Below are 24,101 nucleotides of genomic sequence, written 5' to 3' on the forward strand. Positions count from 1 at the left end.
AAATAATCTGCTAAATAAACTGCGACAAAACAATGCCAGCAATCATAAGCGGAATGTTGAAAATAAGGAATGTTGGAACGCAAGTATCCCAAATATGACTGTGCTGACCGTCCGCGTTTAAGCCGGCAGTAGGTCCAAGCGTGGTATCGGAAGCAGGAGAACCTGCGTCGCCAAGAGCTGCAGCTGAAGACATAAGAAGAATCGTTGCAGGAGTGCTAAAACCAATGCTCTGGCAGAGTGGCACGAACAAAACCGCAAGAATAGGAACTGTACCAAACGAAGTACCAATACCCATAGTGACTAGCAAGCCAATAATCGTAATTACAAAAGCAGCAATTAACTTGTTTTGTCCCATGGCAGTAACGCCTATATGTACAAGTTCATCAACCCCACCAGTTGCTTGAATCACATTAGCGTAGCCGCCAGCAATCAGCATTACGAAAGCAATAAGACCCATAAGCTTTACGCCACCCATAAGCTGCTTGTCGATGTCGTTCCACTTTATTGCGCCAAAAATAATCATGGTTGCAAGACCTGCAAGAGAAGAAAGCGAAAGATCCTTACTAATAACTTGCACTACTACAACAACAATAATTGCAAGAATAGTTACGTAATGTGCTTTAGTAAGAGGGCCAACAACAGCGTCCGCAGCACGAGTATCCGCTTGCGTGGTTTCATATTCGCGAGGCTTGCGGTATAGCACAAAAACTGCGAACAGTAAGGCTGCAAGCATTGCAGCACCCAAATACCAGTTAACAGCACTAACGTCTGCAACACTAACCTTCATGCCGTTTTTAGAAAGATTCGTAGCAATAACAGTTTGGAAAATTAGGCCAAATCCAAATGGAATAGCAATGTATGGAACTTCAAGACCAAAAGCGGTGCAGCAGGCAGCGGCTCGGCGATCAATCTTAAGTTTGTTCATAACTTGCAAAATCGGCGGAATAAGAATAGGAATATAAGCAATGTGAACTGGAACAATGTTTTGAGACATGCACGCAATTACTGTTAAAACAGCAAGAAGAATGAATTTGTTAGTTCCAATAATTTTGCTAATTTTTTTAGAAATAATTTGAGCCAAACCAGTTGCTGTAATTGCTTCCGCAAAAGTACCAAGTAAAATGTAGGCGAGTGCAGTTTGTGCGTTAGTAGAAAAACCGTCGCAAAGCAACGCCATAATCGTGTGATTCCCATCTCCAAAAAGCGGAAGATGGCCGGCAATGCCACCTGCAACGCAAGCTACTATCATTGATAGCAAAACATTAAGTTTTGCAAGACTAAGTGCGCATAGCACTACAACCGACACAATAACCGGATTAAATATAATATTTAAAATTTGCAAACTTAGCATGCCGTTCACCCCTTTAAATGCTTGAATTTAATATATTGTTTGAAGCAATACGTTTTATTTCGTATTGCTTAGGTTTGCGTTTTTGCATATGTATTCTTACATATGTATTTCTTACATTTAGTAATTAAAGACAATATAGCATGGAAGTGTTTACAACTTGTTTCTTAAGTAAATATAAAATATAAACAATTAAATAAAAAAATTAGAGTAACTCAACAATTGTTTACCCAAAAGAGTACGCTAAGGTACTAGTGGTGAAGAATTGATAAATCACCAAATGTTCGGTTTTACACCGTTTTATTGCAGCATTGCAACGTGAGTTTATCGCTGAAAAATAGCGGTAAAGCAATGCAAAATTAAAAATTGTTTTGCTCATTGCGAAAAATCTAACAATAAACAACAAACAAAAATTGAAAATTAAAAAAATTAAAAAATAGTTAAGTAGAGTAAGGAGGAATGCCTGACGATCTAAGCAACTGCAGTGTAAACTGTAAAAAAAGATATGCATTGCACTGCAATAAGATACTACGCTGTATCTGTAAGCTGCCGACGTCAAACGCACCAATTATGCAAGAAGATCAAACGCTTTTAGAAGCTAAAGAATTAGGGCTACAAAAATTTAGAAGATCACCATTCCATGATGTGTCGCTAACAGTTAAACCTCATCAAATTGTTGCAATATCAGGCGAACATGGCTCTGGGAAATCAGCTTTGCTGCTTGCGCTATCTGGTTACATGAAATTCACCAGTGGAACACTGAGCATTGTTGATACGAATATTCCTAGTGAAGTTCAAAAATCTCGACAGTACATCGGCTTGGGCTTGTTTAGTGGAATTAACGAATTCTACAAAACACAAACAATAGAAGAAGTGTTGATGAGTGAGCTGAAACTTGCAGCGCGCTCGCCGCTATTCTTGAAACAGTACAAGAATGATGTAAAAAACCGTGAAGCTCTACAGCAGTACGCGTACAATGTGCTCGCACAATGGAAAGTAGTATCTCCTCACAAAACAGCAATAGGAGAGTTGACGCCGTATGAGCGTATGCGTTTAGGAATTGCGCTAGCTTTGTTAAAACAGCCTTGGCTGTTATTTGTTGATGGAGTTGAAACAGAGCTTACTAGTGAGCAAAGTGAATGCTTAGTTGCAGATATTCGCACATACGTTAGTAAACATTACTGTTCTTGCCTTGTTGCAGTTTTGCAAAGTGGGTTGGAAAAGCAAGCGGATCAAGTTTTAAGACTCAACACAAACCGAGTGTATGACGCTAATAAGAATCAGCTTGGCAAACAGCTTAGTAATCAGCTTGGTGTACGTGAAGCAAATGGTGGTGAAAACAATGCGCGTTAATACTTTTGCTCTTGCATTTCGTGAGCTTAACAACACAATGAAAGGAAAAGCTCGAAAGCTTGTTATTGGAACCGTAGCTTTGATTCCACTTTTATACGGATCGCTGTACTTGTGGGCGTTTACGAATCCGTACAAGACGCTAAACACTGTGCCTGTGGCTGTTGTTGTTGAAGACACTGGTGCTGTGATTAATGGTGCTAAGCGCAATATTGGCAACGAAATCAAAACTCGGTTGAAAAACCAGAAAGATGGTAGTGAAGGTTTCCAGTGGAATTTTGTAAATAGTGCTGAAGCGAATAAGGGTCTTAAAAATGGCAATTATTTTATGGTAGCAACTATTCCAGCTTCCTTCAGTAAGTGCATTGCTTCCGCACAATACGATACTCCAACTAAAGCAAAACTTCACGTAAAGTATGATCAAGCAAGCAATATGCTGGCTTCGCAAATTGGTAAGACTGCTTTCCATACTATGCGTAGCGAAATAAGTGAAGCTATTGCGCAAGAGTATTGGGAGCACATGTTTGCGAAAGTAAATTCAGCTTCTGATTCTCTTGGTTCTGCTGCAAATGGAGCTGGTGCGTTACACAAGGGCTCAAAATCTTTGCAAGGCGGAATAAATAAGTTAGCTGATGGGTCGAATAAACTTTCGCAATCTTTGCAAAAACTTCAAGGCGGATTAGGAGAGCTTCAAAAAGGCGCGAATACTCTAACTGAAGCCAATGCTCGCAGTAAAGAAGGAGCGCAATATCTTGCACAAAAAACGCAAGATTTAGCAAACGGAGCTCAACAGTTAAGCGAAGGAACGCAAAGGTTATCGGCTGCAACAGACGAATTCTATGAAGGAGCTCAAAAGCTTGCAGCTTCAAGCAACGAATTAGAAGAACATGTTAAAGCTGGAAATGCTGAAACTAAAACGAAACTTGCGGGTCTTCTTATGCAAGCGCAAAACCCAGCAGTAACAAAGGAAGACGTGCTTGCTAATTTGCAAAGTTTGGCAGAAGGATTAGGAGAAAATTCTCATCTACTTGAAACAAATCTTTCTGCTTTAAGCGCTGGAGCAGACAGGCTTTCTGCAGGAAGCTTGCAAATAAAGGGCGGCGCTGACGCTCTTATGCAAGGCATGGAAAAAGTTAATGTTGGTTCAAATCAGCTTGCTGGTGGCGCAAATACGCTTGCTGACGGTTTGACTCAAGTGAGTAACGGTAGTGAGAAATTAAATAATGGCGTGAGTGTAGCAGCTCAAGGTTCTGCGAAAATAGTGAACGGTTCTGATCAGCTTAATTCCGGCGTTAAGAAGCTATCGGATAATACTCCAAAACTAGTTGAAGGCGCAAAAAAGTTGCATGACGGGCTTAAAGATGCTCAAAAGTCTGGAAAAATCAACAATATTGTGCAAAAAAGTAAGATGATGAGCGCGCCAGTTTCCTTGGAAGAACACGAGTATTCGCACGTTGAAAATTATGGAACTGGTTTTGCTCCTTACTTTATTTCCATCGGCCTTTGGGTTGGTGCTCTTATGGCAACCTTTGTTTTGAGAGTTATGGATAGGCGAGCGATACTAAACGGCATGAATCCGCTTAAAAGTGCGCTTATTAGCCTTACGCCGTTTGTGATTATGGGCATTGTGCAAGCTGTAATTCTTATGGGCGTAGTGCAGTTGGTATTAAAGCTGCAGATTGACAACGTTCTTGCGTTCTACGGTCTTGGAATTATTGCGTCCATCATGTTTATGGCAATAATGCAAATGATCATGGTGGTGTTCCATGTACCAGGGCGAATAGTTGCGATTGTGCTACTTATGTTGCAAATAACAAGCTCTGCAGGAACGTTCCCAGTACAAATGACGCCGGCATTCTTTAGAGCTGTTCACCCATACTTGCCAATGACGTACTCGATTATGGGGTTGCGTCAAGCAATGGCTGGAAAAAACAGTGGTGAAATAGTTTCCGGCATTGGAATGCTTGTGCTTTTCGGCGTTATTGCGATTGCCATAACAAGCATTGCCTTCCGCATGAAGCGTACTGTAACAATGTTTGATTTGCATCCTGTAATAACGCTTGATGCATAAGCGTTCATGCAGGCGCGATAATTAAAATCCCCGCAGCTCTTGTTGGTTGCGGGGATTGTTTTTAGTGAAGCTTGCTTAATTTAGTCACTTTATAAATACGTTATCCGACTTTAGAAAGTAGATGCGTAAACATCAGCAATAGCATCTTCGTCCATATGCATATAGGAGTTCTTCAAAAGTCGCTGCTGTTCTTTAACAACGCTTGAAGCCCAGCTTTGAATCATGTCTTTGGTCATGCCATACTCGTGAAGCTTATGCTTAGGAAGAATCGTGTTAAGAACTTCGTCAAGCTTGTCTAATACGTCCGCTTTTTGGCATTCGAGAATATTTGCCATAAAGTCAAAAAGCTCAGAAAGCTCAGTGTATTCAGCGCTAGTGCTGCTTTCAGCATCGTGCTTAGCATAATAGCGCAAAACGCTGGTAAGAAGCGCAGCATTCGTCTCGCCGTGAGCCACGTGGAAAGTACCACCAAGCGGATAAGCCATCGCGTGAACGCAACCACAACCAGCGTTACCAAACGCAATGCCAGCGTAAAGGCTTGCCGAAACCAAGTCGCTTACAACTTGGCTTTTTGCGCTGCTACCTTCCTTCACAACTCGCATATAACTTTGCAAAATAAGACCGCAAGCCTTGTAACTAAACATTTTTGTAAGCTCGGTTGCAATAGGAGAAAGCGCGGACTCAATCGAATGCGTAAGAGCATCAATAGAGCTGGTTGCAAAAACGTAATCAGGCAGGCTCTTTAACAATTCCGGAATAAGAATCGCGTCCGTAGCGTAGCAAGCATCGTTCGCCAAACCCTTCTTAGTGTTGCGCTTAGTAAGCGAGAATACGGCAACGTTCGTAACTTCGGAGCCAGTGCCGCAAGTAGTTGGCACAAGAATAAGATCCGCACCTTTTTGTGCAGGAATCTTGCCGTCGACCAAATCTTCAAGTGGGCTTGTTTGCTTCAACGCGCAAACCTTGGAAATGTCCAAAACAGTGCCGCCGCCGATGCCAATCACGCGCTTTGGAGTAGTGTGAATATCGCTAACAATCGCATCAACCATTGCGTCGCTAGGCTCGCCTTTGCCGTATTGCTCTTGGAAAATCACGTCGCAATCAAGATTCAAATCGCCAAAATAAGGCTCCCAAATGTACTGGTTTGTAATAACCAAATCGCCCTTACCAAGCTTGAATTCTTGCGCAAAGTCACGTGTACTTTCAAACTTGTGAATAGTTGGTTTAATAGAAAGCTGCTTCATCCTAGACTCCTTTGTGTTGATTTGCATGTCTTACGCTAATAGTGCGCGTTGTGTGCGCGCTTTGTGCGCGGATGATTAAAAAACCAAGCAACTGCTCCATTATAGAACAGATTGCTTGGTTTAATAAATGCGATTTAAGCTAATAGTAGAAGCTAATCAGCAGAGATTAATCAGATATTAATCATCCCTTCAACAAAGCCGTGTAAGCAGCCATCGTAATGTAGTTGTACGGCTGGTTGAAGTGAGGCATGAAGAAGATGTCGCACAAAGCAAGCTCCTTAATAGTAACCTTCTTCTGAATAGCCAGCGAGAACAGGTGAATAGCAGCAGACATATCGTAGTTAGAAGCCAACTGGCAACCAACAATGACCTTCGTATCCTTCTTGTAAACGATGCGAATCTTCACCTTTGGATTCTCAACTTCCATAAACGCAGGCTTTTGAGTATCCTCAAAATCAACGTAATCAACGTCCATGCCCTCTTTTTGAGCGGCAGTCAAGCTCAAGCCAGTGCAAACAAGCTTGTAATCGTAGATCATCATTGCGCTAGAACCTTGCACGCCCTCGGTTTCTACAGGAGTTCCGCAAACGTTGTGACCTGCAATCAAGCCGCTTCGAACGGCGTTAGTAGCGAGCGCAATGTAGTTTACGCGGTCTCGAGCGTTGTCGTAGATTGTAGCGCAGTCGCCAATTGCGTACACGTCCGGGTCGGAAGTTTGCTGCTTCTTGTCAACGAGGAAAGCGCCGTTAGCATACTGCTTCAAATGATCCTTACCGAGCGCAACGTTTGGATGGAAGCCAATAGCGCAAATCACCATATCAGCATCGTAAGTGCCTTTGCTTGTTTTAACAGCCTTGACTTCAGTGTCTCCAACAATCTCCTCAACAGCTTGACCAAGCTCAAACTTAATGCCCTTATCTTCCATAATTTGCTTCAAATTGTTAGAAAACTCTGGGTCAAAGTATCCGTTAAGGATATGGTCTTCCATGTCAATAAGGGTCACGTTTTTACCAAGACGTTCGAAGGCTTCAGCAAGTTCCACGCCAATGTAGCCGCCGCCAAGAACCACGACGTTACGGAAATCGCGTTCTTGAAGCTTAGCGATAACAGTTTGCGCATTCTGGAAAAGCTTTACCATTTGCACGTTTTCTAAGTCAATGCCTTTAATGCGAGGCTTGTTTGGAAGGCTGCCGGTAGCAAGAATCAGCTTGTCGTAAGAATCGTGAATAACAGTGCCGTCTTTAAGTTCGACTGTTACTTCTTTCTTTGCGTAATCAATGTCAAGAACTTTGCTTTCAAGATTTACCTTAGCGCCTTTTTTAACGAAATCTTCTGGCTTCTGGTAGAACAGTCCGTCACTGCTTTGAATCTGCTTGCCAATCCACAAAGCCATACCGCAACCAAGGAAGGAAATATTGCTATTTTGATCGTAGATGGTAAGCTCGTTTCCTGGGTAGCTCAAAATGGTGTTAGCGCAGGCAGTGCCGGCGTGATTTGCGCCAATCTGAATGATCTTCGTCATCGGTAATCTCTTTTCGTCGTTGAATCTAGTTTAATTTTGTTTATTTCTGTTGAAATTATGGTATGTGCTGTATTAACTACTTTGTTTAATTTACACTGCAGCGTGATGGCACATCTAGCGCACAATCTTATTACATGAATGCGAGTCTTACCAATTTTGATTTTGTGCGTGTTGTGTGTGGAGTGTGTGGTTATTTCACAATCTGACTATAACTAATCTTTTTGTGAACATGAATTACGTAGTAGAATCCTGAAGTTTGTATACTGTTTATATACAGTGACATTCACATATGTACAGTTTTTTGTGATGCGTTTTAATGTTTTAATAAAGTGATATTCGTATGAAGGGGTATTGTGATGCGTATTTTGATTACTGGTTTTACGCCGTTTAATAATGAGTCTATAAATCCATCGTGGGAGATTGCACAATCAGTGCATGCGCCTGAAGGTGTGGAACTTGTTCGTTTGCAGATTCCTACGGAATTTAACAAAGGTGCGCAAAAAGTTATTGAGAAAATAGAGGAAGTTCACCCTAATGCTGTGCTTTCATTAGGGCAATTTGGTGGTTCTGCTTGTTTTAACGTTGAGTATGTTGGCATTAACTGTAGAGCTGCGCGTATACCAGATAATAGTGGGTATAAGCCTTGGTATGAGCCTGTTGTGCAGGATGGTGATGTGGCTTATAAAGCGACTTTGCCAGTTGTGAACATAGTTGATGCTTTAAATAAAGCAAAATTGCCGGCGTCTGTGTCTTTTTCTGCTGGCGCGTACGTATGCAATGACGTGCTTTACAGTGTTTGTTATTATTGCCAGACTAAAAAATTGCCAATTAAGAGCGGTTTTATTCACGTTCCGTATTTGCCTGAGCAGGTTCTTGATAAGCCGAGTACGAGTTCTATGAGTTTAGCTGATATGCTTCGAGGTATTGAGATTGCGCTGCAAGTAATTACGGATGATTGCAAATAATTACAAGTAATTACTAATGAATAGTGTGAAATTTTGGGGAATAGCCCGAAATTTTATTCTCTACGCTCGCTCAAGCACGCGTTCGATAGCGTTATTTTGCGAAAGAAGATACACGCAATACTGGTTCATGCTTATTCCTTCTGCTTGAGATTGCTCAGCCAACTGCCTGTGTAATTCTTTAGGAAGACGTAACTTGAACTGACCTGAATAGTCATTCAGCTCATGGTAAGACGGCTCTTTTATGTTGATTTTACTTTCAAGTGCTGCTTCAAGCCAAGCCTTTTTAGCATCCTGCGCATTTGCTGCTGCTTCTTGTTCAGAGTCTCCCGAACTTATGCATCCTGGCAAATCGGGGTAGTAGGACACAAATCCGCCTTCATCTGAATCCTTTACAATCTCCAGCTTATACGATAGTGACATGTAGTAGCTGAGCGTTCTATTTGTTAGTGTTTTGGCGTTGTTTTTGTGAGTGATATTTTTGCTAGCTTTATTTGTTTTAGTCATATTTGATTTCATATTCTGCTGATTTTTAAAAGTTTCATAAAAGTATAAATGGTGTTATATGTGGTGTCAATGGGTTATCGTATTACAATTTGTTAAATTGCATAAAATAACCCAAAACAGCCACTTATGGTGAAGGTGTGGTATAAAAGTCTTATGTTTTCTAAACGCGCTATTACCATTTTTGCGGCTGCTGTCGTAACTGCTTTAGCGCTGGGCACGTTGAGTGCTTGCGAGCCGCAGGGTAAAGCTGTGGGGGATACTGGTCGCGCTGGAGACATAGTTCACGATGGCATAGATATTAATGACATTCATTTGTTGGTAATTGGTTCTAGATCAGCAGCTCTCGATGCTGAGATTATCCAAAAGTGTAAGATGGCGAATTTAAGCGCTTCATACGTGTCGGTGTCAAATATAAATAATCCGAACGAGGCAGCTCAGCAATCTGTTCGCGCTGCAAGTGAACAACCTGTTTCATTAATACTTATAAACGCGCTCGACGTAACAAGCGTTGACGATCCGCATAATGCTAATGATCAACTCAATAAAAAAGAGAACAAACAGCTCAATAAAATCGCGCGCAATAAACAAAACGAAAGCGAAGCATGGATTTCAGCGCTGCAATACGTGCGTTACGCTGGAGTGCCAGTTGCGTTAATAAATCCTGTAAAAGCACCCAAAGACGCAACTTTATATGCTGCAATATTGCGAGTTGGGGTTGGGGATATTTCGCATAATTTAGCGCCTGAGCGGTCATCTTTGCTCAGCATTGTTCGCGCAATAATCGACAATACTCCACACGGTAGGGAAGTGATTATACATGACAAGTAATGAACAAAATGCAATAGCGTCTACAGAAAGCAGCAAAAATAACGCCATTGCAGCGCTTCCTAAAGTAGAAGTTTCTGGATTGAGCACTGAAGAAGTTGCAGAGGCAGTTTCTCGCGGAGACGTAAATATTACTTCTAAGCAGACTTCGCGTTCTTTCATGGATATTGTGCGCGCGAACGTGTTCACATTGTTTAACGCGATTATTTTTACAGCAATGGTAGTTGTGCTTGCAACTGGTTCGTGGAAGGATGCTGTTTTTGGTGCGGTAATTCTGGTAAATACTGGAATTGGCATTGTGACTGAATTAAAAGCAAAGCGTACGCTTGATAGTCTTTCTATATTGATCGCAGCTCGCGCAATGGTGCGTAGAGGCGGAGAAAATATTGAGATTGCGCACAAAGATATTGTGCTTGGTGATGTTTTGTGGCTTAGAGCTGGCGAGCAGGTTCCGGCAGACGTAGAAGTGCTGGAATCGTGGGGCTTGGAAATGGATGAGTCCATGCTCACGGGCGAGTCTGCTACAGTTCGAAAAACCAAAGGTGACGACGTTTATTCCGGATCTACTGCAGTTTCTGGAATGGCTTTAACACGTGTTACTGCCGTAGGAGAGCACAGTTATGCGGCAAAATTGGCGGCACAGGCGAAGGTTTATACCAAAACAATTTCTGACTTAAGCCGTGGAATTAACACGATTTTGAAGTATATGACGATGGTTGTGGTGCCTTTGTGTGTGTTACTTGTGTGGTCTCAAATGCACAAGGTTGGCGGATTTGTTGAAGCTTGGCAGACTGGTGCTTGGAGGGGAGCTGTTGTTTCTGCTGTTGCAGGCGTTGTTGGTATGATTCCAGAAGGGTTGGTGTTACTTACTTCGCTTAATTTTGCGGTGGCTGCTATGCGACTTGCGCGTAAACAAACGTTAGTTCAGGAATTGGAATCTGTAGAAACCTTAGCGCGCGTAGACTGCTTGAATCTGGACAAAACTGGCACTATAACCGACGGAGGTATTGCATTCGTTGGTGTGGAAAATATAGATAATATTGGCGTAGAGAATCTGAATAATACTAGTGCAGAAATATCTTTACAAACCAGCTTACAAACCAACCAAGCTTTATTTGACTTATCAAACGAAGAAAATCCAAACGCAACAGGTGTTGCAATTATGCAAGGGCTTGGCGCTCAAGGAGTCGCAGCTAGTGAGCATATATCTAACCGCCTTCCATTCTCTTCTGCTAGAAAGTGGAGTGCTGTGCAATATGCGCAAAGTAGTGGAGAGCATGAAACTTGGTATATGGGTGCTCCGGAAGTATTGCTCAGCGCGATTAATTATGTAGATTCCAATGAACTCTTAGCGAAAGTTAATTCTTATGCTGAGCAGGGTGAGCGCGTTCTGCTTCTTGCGAAAGTAAGTAGCGAAGTAAGTAGTGCTGTAAGTAGCGTCGAAAATAGCGAAGTAAATAGCGTCACAGAAACAGATAAAACTTTTGGCGATTCTCCTACTATTTGCTCCGCTGCTCAGCCTGTTGCTTTAGTTCGCTGCTCTGAGCGTATTCGTGAAGATGCGCGTAAAACGCTCGAATGGTTCCGTGAGCAGGGCGTGCGCTGCCGTGTAATTTCGGGAGATAATCCTACAACTGTTGCGGCTGTTGCTGCAAAAGTTGGATTAACAGGAGATCGCAAGCCTGTTGCAATGGACGCTAGAAAACTGCCAGAAGATATTAACGAATTGGCTAAAGTGCTTGAAAATGTGGATGTGCTTGGTCGTGTGCTTCCTCATCAAAAGAAGGCAATTGTTCAGGCGCTTCATACTCAGGGCCATGTGGTTGCTATGACTGGTGACGGCGTGAACGATACTTTGGCTCTTAAAGAAGCTGATTTAGGCGTTGCTATGGGCAATGCTGCTCCCGCTGCAAAAGCTGTAGCTCAAGTGGTTCTTGTTGATTCACGATTCTCGCATTTGCCGGATGTTGTAGCTCGCGGTAGGCAAGTAATGGCAAATATGGAACGTGTGGCTGGCTTGTTCCTTGTAAAAACTGTATATTCTGCGCTTATTTCTGCAGGAGTCGTGCTTCTATCGTTGCACTTCCCGTATTTGCCTCGTCACATTACTTATATTGGTTCTTTAACTATTGGTATTCCAGCATTTTTGCTCGCTCTTGCTCCTAATACTCGTAGATACATTCCAGGTTTCTTGAAGCGAGTTGTTCGTTTTGCTGTTCCTAGCGGATTTGCTATAGCTACTTCTGTGCTCGCTACTGCTGTTATAGCTCCTCGCGTTTTGGGATTGAATCTTGACGAAGATACAGAAAATAGTTTGAAAGCTTCTCGCTTTATTGTTTCAAGCGTGCAAGCACTTGCAACTACTCGTAGTATTTGTTCCGTAATCGTATTTGTTCTTGGCATACTCGTACTTGCAAGCGTTGCTAAACCTTTGCGCTCGTGGAGGGGGATTATGGTTGCGCTATTTGCTGCAGCTGGAGTTGCTGGAGCTTTTATACCGTTTACTGCAAAATTCTTTGAACTTCACGTGCCGACTGCAGGAAGTGCATTTATTGCAATGCTCGTAGCTGTTGTTTTAGCTGTACTCTTGTGGTTTGTATGCGTGAGCTTAGCAAACTTATTGTCTCAACAAAGCAAGAAGTGAACAATCTAACATATTTCTAACGCAATTAGTGTGTCGTAGCGAGATTGAGAATGCTTACAATAGATACGTGTTCAGTATTTTAGAAATGTTTTCAGTTGGAGTTGGTCCTAGTTCTTCGCATACGGTTGGTCCTATGCGTGCAGCTTATGCGTTCGTTACTTCATTACAACAAAGCGGTAATCTTAAAAAAGTTGCGCACGTAAAAGTGACGCTTTATGGCTCATTGTCTCTAACCGGTCTTGGTCACGGAACTGATCGTGCTTGTGTTGCAGGGCTTGAAGGAAATCTTCCCGACAATGTAAATACTAACCATATGCTTACAATTCGTGAAGAATGTCAAAAAACTGAAGCATTGACGCTTGCTGGAGAGCATACAATTGCTTTTGATTACGATAAAGACGTAATTTTTGAAAAATGGAAGCGTATGGTTGTGCATCCTAACGGAATGCGTTTTGTCGCAACGGATGTTGACGGAAATAACATTGATGAGCAAGTATGGTATTCAATTGGCGGCGGATTTGTGCGTCAAGGTCATGCAGACGACGCAATGGTTGGGTTGCATGAGCGAGTCACTGAGCAGGATGAAAATAACGCAAATAAGAGTGATATAAGCGAAAGTAATAGCGAAAGTAATAGCAAAAATACAGAAAGCATTTCAAAACAAACAAAAGATTCCACGGTACCATATCCTTTTACTTCTTGCGACGAGCTTATAAATATTTGTCGCGAAAAGCATATGTCAATAAGCGATGTTGTGTGGCAAAACGAGCTTGCATTGCATGAAGGTGATGCCGACTACGTACGTAACTATTTGTTACACGTTTGGAATGTTATGAGCAAATGTGTCGAAAATGGCTGTAATTCAAAGCAGGCGATTTTGCCAGGCGGGTTGGATGTGCCTCGCAGAGCGCCTCGCATGTATGAGCGTCTTGCAGCGAACTCAGACATGCTTCGCAATAATCGTAGACGTGCAGATGCGGCTTTGGAAACTTCGGATTCTGCATGGGTAAATCTTTTTGCGCTTGCAGTGAGCGAAGAGAATGCTGGTGGTGGACGTATTGTTACTGCTCCAACGAATGGTTCTGCAGGCATTATTCCTGCGGTATTACAGTATTACTGGCGATTTGTTGATTCTGCTGATGAAGATGGAATTGTACGTTTTTTGCTTGCTGCTGGTGCTGTTGGCTACTTATTTAAGCGCAATGCTTCGATTTCGGGTGCTGAAGTTGGTTGCCAAGGTGAAGTGGGTTCAGCCTGTTCAATGGCTGCAGCAGGACTATGTGAAGTATTAGGTGGTACTCCTGAGCAGGTTGAAAATGCTGCAGAAATCGGCATAGAGCATCATTTAGGATTGACTTGTGATCCGGTTGGTGGATTAGTACAAATTCCGTGCATTGAGCGTAATGCTATGGCTGCGAATACTGCAATTAACGCTGTACGCATGGCCATGCTGGGGGACGGTTCGCATATGGTAAGTCTTGACCAGGCGATTAAGACGATGAAAGAAACTGGTCATGATATGATGTCGAAATATCGAGAAACCTCAAAAGGTGGATTAGCTGTTAACGTTGTTGAATGCTAATTTGTGATTACGAGTGATATTTACATGAAGTTATGCACAATATATTATATGTATGTGCGACCGTAATGATTCAGTGCTAATCTAGGACAGGTTAATCTCAGAAGTATTAATCTCAGTGGTGCTTGCTGGTTTGGTTACTTACAAATCTGGAGAAGTGCTCATGTAGTAATGCAGGATGTGGCTATGAAATTTTTATGTAGTCACCTATGCAGATGTTATACTATTTCAGATTATACTGTTTGGAAGTTTGTAAAGGAGGCAATATGGCACAGGATATGCCAGAAGTGATTGCAGAATTTGGCACGACGCCAACGGTGACGTTCCCAGCATCTGAACCGCCAGCTGGGCTAAAAGTTGTTGAGTTGGTTGAAGGTAATGGTCCAGTGGTTCGTGCTGGTGACACCGTAACTGTGAATTATCACGGCGTTGTTTGGGGTGCTGAGCAGCCGTTTGATTCTAGCTTTGCTCGCCATACTCCAGCTAGCTTTGGTATTGGTGTTGGTCAAGTAATTCAGGGTTGGGATCGCACGGTTCCAGGACATAATGTTGGCTCTCGCTTACTGATTTCGATTCCACCTGAGTATGGCTACGGTTCTCGTGGTGTTCCGCAGGCAGGCATTGGTGGTGGTGATACCTTAGTGTTTGTTGTTGATATTATTTCAACTCGTTAATGAAGCGTATTTATTTATTTGTGAATATGGATTATTGCTCGTATAGAGTTTGTATCCTTATAGGAGATCGTTGGATAAGGAGGTAACAATGGCTGAAGAAAAAACTATTCTGCTTACGCAGGAAGCGTACGATAAATTAAAAGAAGAGTTAGCGCATCGTGAAGGTGAATATCGCGATGAAATTACTGAGCGAATCGCTGCAGCTCGTGCTGAAGGTGATTTGTCGGAAAACGGTGGCTATCAAGCTGCACGTGAAGAGCAAGGTAAGAATGAAGGACGCATTAATGAGCTTATTGTGAAGCTTCGTAATGCGAAGATTCTTGAAGCTCCTAAGGATGGCAGTGTTGGTAATGGATCATTAGTAACACTGGAACTGGCTGGCCGTGAGATGACCTATGTTCTTGGTTCTCGAGATATTGCTGTTGCTACAGAGTACGATGTTATTAGCCCTGAGTCGCCAATTGGTGCAGCAATTATGGGTGCTCATACTGGAGATACTGTTAGCTATGCGGCTCCAAATGGACGTGAAATTTCAGTGACAATTAAGGATTCGCATCCACTTGCGTAAGTAAGTTTCATAATCTTGCCAAGATGCTTTGCTGTATTTTGTCGTTAACGTTAGTTTGTGTGTTATTTTTTCAATAAGAGCAGATTATAGTTAATTTTGCAGTAGCTGAGGTAAGTATTGTTCTCCCCACCTAATTCGTGTGTGAATAGGTGGGGAGATTTCTTTAGGGTTTGGGTTTAAAATTTTGTATCTTAGAATTTTAGAATTTGTTTTTATGATTTGCAATTTATATTTTCTGCTGTTTTGCTTCTCTGTGCTAATGGTATGCTGCACCTGATTGCGTTAAATTTTATTGTTTGTTCAGCAGTTACGTATTTGTTAGATTTTTCGCAATACTGTAACAACTTTTCCCATAATAGTCGCGTGTGAGCCGTCAATAGGAGAGTAAGCTGGATTGTGCGGAATGAGCCACACGTGACCGTGGTCATTTCTAAAAGTTTTAACAGTTGCTTCGTTATCTAATAATGCAGCAACAATGTCTCCGTTTACTGCTTCATGCTGTTCTCTCACAACAACATAATCTCCGTCGCAAATAGCGGCATCAATCATTGAGTCTCCATGTACTTCAAGCATAAAAAGATTGCCACTACCTGTAAGGCGTTCTGGTAGACGCATAACATCTTCGACATGTTGTTCAGCTGTAATGGGTACTCCGGCAGCGATGCGACCAACTAACGGCACGTCTCGAGAGTTGATGAGTGCATCAGATTCATAAATACTGATGTTGGCAGCCTTTGAGATATTTTCGGTATTGCTATGGGAAGTATCACTACTTGTAGTATCAGTTGCTGCGTCTTCAATAATTTCGATTGCACGACCTTTATTTGCATTAATCCGCAAAATGCCTTTTGTTTCGAGAGCACGTAGTTGATGTTTGACAGATGATGGGCTACGTAGTCCGACTGCTTCTCCTATTTCGCGGAAAGAAGGAGGATAACCATGGGTTTTGAGATTACGTTGAATTGCATTAACGATATTGCGCTGACGTTCAGTAAGTGGCACTTTGGTAATGCTGTTAATACGGGCGTCTTTGTTGCCTGTATGTGTGTCCTCGTTGCTCATGATACTCCTTTCGTTATGTATATAATAACGCATTTTTGAAAAAAATCAAACATCTGTTCGACACGCCATTGCAACTTACGAACAAATGTGTCATTATTAGTACACCTGTTCGATAGAACAAATGTTCAATTCGCTAAAGGTGGAGGAAAGATGACAATGAGTGCGTTATTACATAATAGTTATCGTGCTGTAGTTTTGGCTGATAGATGCGAAACTAAATATGCTAATCACAGGATTAGTAATGCTGTAAAACATGCTCATAAGAATTTGATATTTCGTATGTTACCGTTATTGATAGCAGCAATTGCAATCTGCGCACTATGCATGCCGCGGATGGCTATTTCTGCTGTTCCAGAAAAATATGTGACTTACACAGTTCGACCAGGAGATACGCTGTGGAGTTATGCTGAAGCTATTACTCCTCGTGATGGTGATATTTCGGATAATGTTGAACGATTAATTCTTCTTAATCATCTTTCTTCGCCGGATTTGGAAATCGGACAGTCTATTAATGTTCCGGTAGTTGATGCTAGGTAATTGATTATACTGATGCAACAATGTATGAATGGGGGAAATCATGAGAAGGGAAATTATGAATACGTGGGTTTCCTAACTAATCTCTTACAAAGCCACAAATTTTAATATCTTTCCTTTCCTAAAAATTAAGATAGCTCAGAGCAATACCTCTGAGCTATCGAATAAGCCTTTTCATCAAGAAACAATGCGGAGTCTTTTGATGAAAGTACTTAATATTTTAACCAACCCAGATGATAACGTCAACGATCTTGTAACGTTTAATGCTCCTTCCGCAGCTCTCCAGTTTGACGAGGAAAAACGGGAAGAGATTCGCTCTCTTAATCCTGATGCTCAAATGAATTGGGCACATACTACTACGCAACAGTTGCGCGAAAAACTTGTCACAACGATTGATAGCGTAGAGCTTGCTAACAATAATGTTGCAGACTTCTGCATTGCATTAAATACGGCGCTTTCTGGTGAAGCATGGGCTATTCTTGGCTATAAATCTGCTGAAGATTACGTGAAGTCTGAACTCAACATGGAACAGTTGGGACATGTTCGTGAAGCACGAGGCGAAGTTGCTCGCTCATTGAAGTCTATGGGTGGTTTTTCTAACCGTGTTATCGCATCCGTCCTCGGAGTTTCTCATCAAACAATCAACAAAGATATAAAGAATATGCCTGTACAGGTGGCAACTCAGTTGCCACCTGTACACTCTGCTTCTTCTGGTCACCGTGACCAGAAGTCACTGTCAATGGACGGAAAATCATATGCGAATAAGCGTGATGATAAGTCTCTTGTTCGTGATTTTCTTGAATTTTCCTATCTTCATGTTTTAAAAGGAAGGAGTCTTCGTGATATTGAGCAGGAGACACACACTCCTTTTAATACCGTGAAGTCTGTATTGGATATGGCTGATGCGTATCAGCGTTATGATCGCAAGGGGGAAGAATTTCATAATCATGTGACTCAGCTTTTTGTTAAGGCACGTCGTATGCAGCTTGATCCTGAGCATCCTGTATCGCATGGTGCTCTTGCTCTCCAATTGGGTATATCCTTGGAAGGTCTTGATTTTCTTTTATCTCCTCAAGGTTGGTCTGACCCTTCTTACCACCATCATAGCGATAGTAAAGCGATTGTCACTGTTAACCATATTGTGGCATGCATGATTAGTCCGGTAAGCTTAGAGAGCTGGGTTGATGGCGAGGGGCAAGCTGATCGCTCCTTCTTAAATATGGCCGATGAGAGCTTCTCAAAAACTACTGTGAGCGAGATTGCTCAGATTGTTGGGCAGAAGCAGTCTAATATTTCTTATCATCTTTCCAAACTCAAGCGTATGATTACAGAATCTCGCTCTAATATGCTTCTTGATCATGCGCTTGGATTTACTCCAGGACAGAACACTGATAGCAGTGAGAGTTCATCAGTAAAGTCCACTACTCCTTCTGCAGTACAAGCGTTGACGACGCATAATCAAGAAGGCAATGCATCTTCTGGTCACGATGACCAGAAGACACTATCGATGGATGTGCTAGATACTGCAAACGGGTGGACAATTGTTCCACCGGATGTGTATAACCGCATGAGTAGTCTTCAACGCTTACATATGCATTGGTATGAAGAACGTCGCTGTGAATCCTTAACTATGCAGGAGCTTGTCTCAAATATTGGTTCGATTGGGCGTAACTTACTTGATGGGGTGAAAGATTTCAAACCAGAACAAGCACGCAAAATCGGTAATATTCTCATGGATGAGCTCAAAGCTTTCATGGAAATTGATGATTGTATTTCTTTTATCCCTGAAATCATGAATGTCATCCCTAAAAGTGTGAAACAAGACTTGTTATTGAGTATTGAGGATCGTATTGCAAGCTTGACTAGGCTAAAAGATCGTATTGATAACCCTGACACTATGTCTACGGTAATGAGTCATGACACGTATCAAGATCATGTAGACGCTATCTCAAGCGAAGAGGATATTAATGATCTCATGATGAATCAATGGTAAAAGGATATTTTGAGAACTCACTCAGTCAAAAAGAAAAGGTGGTAGCCCCAGCAAAAATACCATCTATCTTTTTTGGAACTTGAACAAAATAGCGGATTGAGACTACCACCATGAAACACACTACCACATTAATGGATAATACGATACCGGTATTTCTGACTTTAGATGTTCAAGAAAGAATTCTCCGTATTGTCGAGAAGGTTGATATTACAGCCACGTGTGCGCGCTGGCTCAAGGCTACAGGAGAGTCATTAGATACACTTCAGATGATTGCTCTGCGTCGTATCATGATTGCTTGGAAGTCTGAGTATTTGAAAGTCAAAAATGATGACGAACTCGCTCAAATGGCGGCGGGTTGGATGCATGTGACAGCGTTTAATGCTTTAAGTGAGTATGCGCGTGAACTCACGGATGGTGCCCGTGTCATACAAATGCCAGAAACAGATACTGCACAACGCATGTACGGTATTGATGAGCAGCATTATGATTTAGAGGAACTTAACCGTATCATTATTAGTGAGCTTGATTTACCTCTTACAGCAAATGCTATCGAGGATACCCTGAGCATTTTAACGCGTATAGGCAAGCGTTATCGTAGTAAATATTCGGCTCATGAATGGGGCATACTCGTACGTAAGGTAACAAGCTATCATCCGGATATGGCACTGATTCGCGCATTGAAGAAGGTGTGCGTTACCGCTTTTCAGTCGCGGCGTATCCCTTCTACTAGTCTAGAAGTATTGCATAATATTGTTGTTCAACCAGTGCGTCATTCTAGTGCAGTAAAAAAGCGCAGTGCTTAAATCTCATAAGCTCAGTTATACCGTTATTTCTTACCGTACACGACTTTTATTATCGTGTACGGTTTTATTTTATGAGGATAAGGATAGTACGAGGCTGCGTGCTTTCTTATAATCTGGCTCATGTGTCTGTTGCCTTGGATATTGCATGTGTATGATGTCTTCTATCCGTGTGATATGAGCTTTATAGGGACGCCGACCGTGCTGTCTTTGTTCTACCTTGGTGGAAAGGTAGTCTACTTCACTGACCCACCATGCCCACAAGACTCTCTCGAGTGTGTAGGTAGCTTCGCGCTGGGCAGTTATCCCTGCACAGCCTAGTTTGTGGGCTTTTTCATTGAGATGTTGTGTGATGTTGGGGTGGGAAAGGTGTTGTGTAGCCAGATGATTTCCTGTGCTTATGCCGAGGCCTGTGTGTGTGCAGGCATCATGAGAGGTGATGCCAAGCCATGAAGTGAGCATTGTGCTGAGTGCATCGTAAAGAGCAGTGAGCGTGTTTTCTTTGGGGGCGTATTTACTTGTGTCAAGATAAGCTGACAAACCATCTTCTTGCCCTCTTTTTCCAGTTTTTTCAGATATGGGCTGATTGCATACTCATGCGCTATACGCCCTGATGCAGGAGTGATGAGGGTAATAATTTTTTGCTTTCTCAATCGTGTGAGGCTGTTGGATACAGCTTGGCGACTTAACCCACAGGCTAGTGCGATACGTCTTGAATCTGCTTGGAGGGTGAGAGTATTGGCTTTCAGTGCCCATAAGCTGAGTGTATTGATCACGCGCTGGTCACTTGCTTGTCCTGTGCCGTGTATGCTGCGCTGCATATTCCAGGTAACGAGAGCATCTATGATTGTTGTGACATGTTTTTTGCGTGTCAAGAAATCGGTATCGTTACCAGTTTTAGTATGTGTAGTGATGTATGTATAAGCTTTATTCCACATGCGGGCGAGCATGAGGCGCATACTATTGACCCCTCGTGCAGGTCTTTCCACGCGAGTTCCATGATTATTGATAGTGTACGCGTGCGTGAAACCTGGCAGTTGGGGAGACGACTCGATGTAGGTTACGAGGGTGTTGTAGTGCCAATGATTTTTTATTGCACTGCATACGATTTGATAAAGTCTGCGTGATGTATCCGTCTTTACTGTTATGGGAGTGTGGATAAGAACAGATGCGTACTGGGATAGAGGGCGTATTGTTCCTGGAATATAAGGCAGGCCTTGTGTATCTTTATGTTGTTTTTTCTCTCCTTGATTCTCAGAGACTGGCGAAGGCATATTGAGTTGGGAGAGTTTTTCAAGAAGATTTTCTATATCCTCTTGTTGTGTGGTTGGATAGTAGAGTGTATCAAGTTCACCTTTTATGATGTGGCTTGTGCCTTTTTTCCAGTGTGGGCTCAGTGGTGGGCGTACACATCCTGTCTTGGGATTTACCAGTGGTGTAGGGTCGAGAGTTGTAAAGATGCGACTCATTAAGAGTGCTAGATGACGCACAAGGTCCGCATCAATATTATCTATTGAAGCTATCCAGATATGATACCCGCCGTTCGCGGAGGATTGACATGTCACGTAATCGATACCTTGCTGGTCAAGAAGGTGTTCGATATCTTGTCTATCTACATCTACCTGGCGAGTAGCATGATTTGAGGTGTGGTTGTCAAGGTCGAAAACGATATACTGGTATGCTCCTTGCCATGCTAAATAAATAGCCCAGGGTACAAGAGGGCGTGATGAGGGCATGAGTGTTTCACGGGTGCTATTGACGAGTTTCCCTTTATGCCGCGTGTAGACGCGTATGTGATCGCGAATATTTAAATTTACGGTCACATCCCATGCAGTATCACTGACCATAGGCTCTTCTCCTCATATCCTTCTCGCTACTGGTAAGTATTTTTTCTACCTAGTAATGAGGAATACAACATGATTGTTTTGATATCAGTAAAAATGAAGGCTTATTTTTATATCAAACAATAATTTTTCTTTTTCTCATTTTTATGTAGACAGCCACTTCTTCACATTGATTATGTGATATCAAGAATGGATTTATAAATAGTGCATGATTTTCTCATGCCTTTTTCGCAAGGAGACATAGGCTTATGAAAATTGCTATTGCAAATGCTAAAGGCGGTGAAAGAACTTAACACGCTTGCTCGAGTCTGTCTCAACCTTTCCTTGACTCATTAAATCACGAGTAAAACGTTCATTCAGCATACTCATAGTCTCGTTATCATTGGTCATCAAAATCGCATCGAGGCCCTCTGCTACATCCTTGAGAGTATCTTGGTAAGCTTGGTCTGCCATGGCACCGTCGATACGACTTTGATGTATACGTCCCATGGCACGATACTCATTAATAGCTTGATACGTGCCCTGTTTTGTGAGCTGCTGGTCGCGGAGCATGAGGGTTACGTCTGCTTCATGATTATCCTGGAAACGAAAGAGCGTATTGAGCTGGGCGTAATGAGTGGAGCCTTTCAGATAGGTTTCGTAGAGTGCGCCACTTCCTTCGCCTACGGCCGCAAGCTGCATGTGATCACCAGTGAAAAGGATACGCGTATTCTTATCCGCTGCTATCTGGCATAGTTTATCCAAGTCACGTGTAGACGCCATACCGGCCTCATCCACAATCATGATACCGTTGCTTGGTATTGTGTATTGTTTGAGCATGCTCATGCTGCTAATAAGTATGGCACGCGCACTCTTTTTCTCTTCTACACTACTGGAGGACGATGATAGAATCTGCTGGGCACGGATGATACGATTCTCGACGGCATGATGTTCGGCTTCTGTGATAATCGCAGCAATAGTTGCACAGTTGACTTGTAAAGATTCTTGCATTTCTTCTGCTGCGCGAGTCGATGGGGCAGCACCTATGAGGTAACCGTCACTGTATACATGGTCAATGACATATTTCATTGCTTTCAACGTGGTGGTCTTGCCTGTACCAGCGGCTCCGATGATGCTAAATATACGCTGCTCTGTAGATAATGCGCGTAGAGCTGCAGCATACTGGTCAGACGATAGAGGGTGAATAGCGTGTGTATTGTATTCGTCTAACAAACGTGCAGCTATATTCTTATCGATAAAAGCTGTCGCTAGCTTGCTATCCATGAGAGTGGTGAGATTATTTTCAGCTTGGACAAGAGAGTTCGTAGCGAAAATACGTGTACCTTTTTTCCGATCCAGCACGCTGGTAACCTCACCCATATCATTTATGTGGGTATAACGCGTATCATGGAGAAGCTCAGCTGGGATACTGTAGCGTTTTGATGTGATAGGAGTAAACTGTTGGGCAGTTTGTTGTGTGATAAATTGAGCAGTTTGTTCGCGATCGGTTTCACTCGCAAATGGTACGTTATCGAGTAGGCTTAACGCACTCGTATACATGTGCTCATAAGTGAATGTTGTTTTATGAGCGCCAGCATATTGTTCAAACAGTTCAAGGAACTGTTCATCTGTCATCTTTTCCGCACTAATATTAACAGTTATCTCATCGGCCATAGTATCGATAAGTGCTTTTTTCGCAATAGCAAAGATATGATTCTTGTCTAACTGGTCAAATGTGACAGACACACTTTGACTTGTTGCACGCACAGACATGACGAGCTCTTGCGTATCAAGACCAAGATTTGTTGCAACACGTTCTACATGCGCGCGTGACGTGCCAAGATCCATGGTGTCTTCAGTCTTGTGACGTCTCGTGGTAGCCCATGCTTTTTTCTCTAATCGGGACAGCTCTCTGCGAGTAGGTTCGCGCCCATTAGCCGCAATAAATTCTTGTGTGAGCCTATTAAGCTTTTGTTCAATAGCAAAACTTCTACTACTGGTTGCTCGTATGAGCTCGTCAGGGATTTGTTTCATCTCCCAGACTTTAGTTTTAGGATTTATAATGCTATGTCGCTGCTCCCATTCAATCCCCATATCACGCCGTAGCATATCGCGTAAAATTTGGGAATGGTACACGTTGATAGACTCTTTAACCGCGAGAAGAGTCTGGCCATCCAGTGCGACTGCTTTACCATCTTCCCGCAATGCAATATTACTGATGACAGCGTGTGTATGGTAGTGGGGTTCGCCATTACGGTTGGTGTAATGATCGTAGGCTGCTATGGCAAAACCAGTAAGCTTCACATTAGCGGTGCCTCCATGTCCTACACGTCCATAGCATCCTTTTTCCTCTAACTGGTGTATTGCTTCCTCTAATGCTTTATTCCATATATGATCAAGTTCATTTCGTGTGGGTTCGTCAGCAAGAATCCAGTACAAGCTAAAACTTTTAGGAGCTGCAAAAGTGGCATCAATGCTTGTCACGGTAGAATGACTTCTAGGGTTGCGTGGGTCAGCAAGCTTCACACTAATATGAGGCGCAAGCTTTTGACCTGTGACAGGGTTTTCCATTTTCTCGATGAGAGAGTAGAGCTC

Annotated in this window: 18 protein-coding genes; 11 read left to right on the plus strand and 7 right to left on the minus strand. The window is 42.6% G+C overall.

All coding sequences use genetic code 11. From position 1 onward, the window contains the following. Nucleotides 1–10: 10 nt before the first annotated feature. Nucleotides 11–1,351 (minus strand): Na+/H+ antiporter NhaC family protein, encoded by a 1,341-nt coding sequence (locus tag HMPREF3208_RS02275; protein ID WP_064347040.1) that lies wholly within the window; start codon nt 1,349–1,351, stop codon nt 11–13. A gap of 567 nt (nt 1,352–1,918) precedes the next feature. Between HMPREF3208_RS02275 and HMPREF3208_RS02280 the strand changes: the two genes are divergently transcribed. Together HMPREF3208_RS02280 and HMPREF3208_RS02285 are read left to right on the plus strand one after the other, a co-directional pair. Further along, nucleotides 1,919–2,701: an ATP-binding cassette domain-containing protein gene (locus tag HMPREF3208_RS02280; protein ID WP_064347042.1), complete on the plus strand. Its 783-nt coding sequence runs from the start codon at nt 1,919–1,921 to the stop codon at nt 2,699–2,701. Beyond that, nucleotides 2,691–4,769, plus strand: a complete 2,079-nt coding sequence (locus HMPREF3208_RS02285) for a YhgE/Pip domain-containing protein (protein WP_064347111.1) — start codon at nt 2,691–2,693, stop codon at nt 4,767–4,769. The genes HMPREF3208_RS02280 and HMPREF3208_RS02285 overlap by 11 nt, the downstream gene beginning before the upstream one ends. Nucleotides 4,770–4,879: 110 nt before the next feature. Here the strand turns inward: HMPREF3208_RS02285 and HMPREF3208_RS02290 are convergent, their stop codons facing one another. Beyond that, complete coding sequence (locus HMPREF3208_RS02290) at nt 4,880–6,013, minus strand: 4-hydroxybutyrate dehydrogenase (RefSeq protein ID WP_064347044.1); 1,134 nt, start codon at nt 6,011–6,013, stop codon at nt 4,880–4,882. Nucleotides 6,014–6,194: 181 nt separating this feature from the next. After that, nucleotides 6,195–7,535, minus strand: coding sequence for a H2O-forming NADH oxidase (gene nox / locus HMPREF3208_RS02295; RefSeq protein WP_016637706.1), 1,341 nt, complete (start codon nt 7,533–7,535; stop codon nt 6,195–6,197). Between the two features lie 356 nt (nt 7,536–7,891). On the opposite strand from nox, the gene HMPREF3208_RS02300 reads away from it, so the two are divergent. Beyond that, nucleotides 7,892–8,500, plus strand: coding sequence for a pyroglutamyl-peptidase I (locus HMPREF3208_RS02300; RefSeq protein ID WP_064347046.1), 609 nt, complete (start codon nt 7,892–7,894; stop codon nt 8,498–8,500). A gap of 60 nt (nt 8,501–8,560) precedes the next feature. Here the strand turns inward: HMPREF3208_RS02300 and HMPREF3208_RS02305 are convergent, their stop codons facing one another. Beyond that, nucleotides 8,561–9,004: a toxin-antitoxin system HicB family antitoxin gene (locus HMPREF3208_RS02305; protein ID WP_155237232.1), complete on the minus strand. Its 444-nt coding sequence runs from the start codon at nt 9,002–9,004 to the stop codon at nt 8,561–8,563. Between the two features lie 126 nt (nt 9,005–9,130). Here HMPREF3208_RS02305 and HMPREF3208_RS02310 point away from each other — a divergent pair, with 126 nt between their 5' ends. The 5 genes from HMPREF3208_RS02310 (at nt 9,131) to HMPREF3208_RS02330 (ending at nt 15,294) form a co-directional block, all read left to right on the plus strand. Further along, nucleotides 9,131–9,832 (plus strand): hypothetical protein, encoded by a 702-nt coding sequence (locus tag HMPREF3208_RS02310; protein ID WP_064347048.1) that lies wholly within the window; start codon nt 9,131–9,133, stop codon nt 9,830–9,832. Then, nucleotides 9,822–12,473, plus strand: a complete 2,652-nt coding sequence (locus tag HMPREF3208_RS02315; protein WP_064347049.1) for an HAD-IC family P-type ATPase — start codon at nt 9,822–9,824, stop codon at nt 12,471–12,473. The genes HMPREF3208_RS02310 and HMPREF3208_RS02315 overlap by 11 nt, the downstream gene beginning before the upstream one ends. An 85-nt stretch (nt 12,474–12,558) precedes the next feature. Further along, nucleotides 12,559–14,055 (plus strand): L-serine ammonia-lyase, encoded by a 1,497-nt coding sequence (locus tag HMPREF3208_RS02320; protein WP_064347113.1) that lies wholly within the window; start codon nt 12,559–12,561, stop codon nt 14,053–14,055. Between the two features lie 263 nt (nt 14,056–14,318). Continuing rightward, nucleotides 14,319–14,726, plus strand: a complete 408-nt coding sequence (locus HMPREF3208_RS02325; RefSeq protein WP_016638054.1) for an FKBP-type peptidyl-prolyl cis-trans isomerase — start codon at nt 14,319–14,321, stop codon at nt 14,724–14,726. 88 nt (nt 14,727–14,814) lie between these two features. Next, nucleotides 14,815–15,294, plus strand: a complete 480-nt coding sequence (locus HMPREF3208_RS02330) for a GreA/GreB family elongation factor (protein WP_016637699.1) — start codon at nt 14,815–14,817, stop codon at nt 15,292–15,294. Between the two features lie 318 nt (nt 15,295–15,612). Here HMPREF3208_RS02330 and lexA read toward each other — a convergent pair whose 3' ends face one another. Beyond that, complete coding sequence (gene lexA, locus HMPREF3208_RS02335) at nt 15,613–16,314, minus strand: transcriptional repressor LexA (RefSeq protein ID WP_032814817.1); 702 nt, start codon at nt 16,312–16,314, stop codon at nt 15,613–15,615. Between the two features lie 129 nt (nt 16,315–16,443). Here lexA and HMPREF3208_RS02340 point away from each other — a divergent pair, with 129 nt between their 5' ends. The 3 genes from HMPREF3208_RS02340 (at nt 16,444) to HMPREF3208_RS02350 (ending at nt 19,686) form a co-directional block, all read left to right on the plus strand. After that, a complete protein-coding gene (locus HMPREF3208_RS02340; protein WP_016637697.1) occupies nt 16,444–16,893 on the plus strand; it encodes a LysM peptidoglycan-binding domain-containing protein in 450 nt (149 codons plus the stop codon). A 199-nt stretch (nt 16,894–17,092) separates the two neighbouring features. Next, a complete protein-coding gene (locus HMPREF3208_RS06750) occupies nt 17,093–18,883 on the plus strand; it encodes a helix-turn-helix domain-containing protein (protein ID WP_196488949.1) in 1,791 nt (596 codons plus the stop codon). 110 nt (nt 18,884–18,993) lie between these two features. Beyond that, complete coding sequence (locus HMPREF3208_RS02350) at nt 18,994–19,686, plus strand: hypothetical protein (protein WP_155639952.1); 693 nt, start codon at nt 18,994–18,996, stop codon at nt 19,684–19,686. Nucleotides 19,687–20,081: 395 nt separating this feature from the next. On the opposite strand, the gene HMPREF3208_RS02355 is transcribed toward HMPREF3208_RS02350, so the two are convergent. Both HMPREF3208_RS02355 and mobF read right to left on the minus strand, forming a co-directional pair. Then, a complete protein-coding gene (locus tag HMPREF3208_RS02355; protein WP_064347053.1) occupies nt 20,082–21,530 on the minus strand; it encodes a hypothetical protein in 1,449 nt (482 codons plus the stop codon). A 267-nt stretch (nt 21,531–21,797) separates the two neighbouring features. Next, on the minus strand, nt 21,798–24,101 hold a 2,304-nt coding region (gene mobF / locus HMPREF3208_RS02360; protein WP_155639953.1), incomplete at its 5' end, for a MobF family relaxase.

The sequence above is a fragment of the Gardnerella vaginalis genome (assembly GCF_001546485.1).
Lineage (GTDB): Bacteria > Actinomycetota > Actinomycetes > Actinomycetales > Bifidobacteriaceae > Bifidobacterium > Bifidobacterium vaginale_D.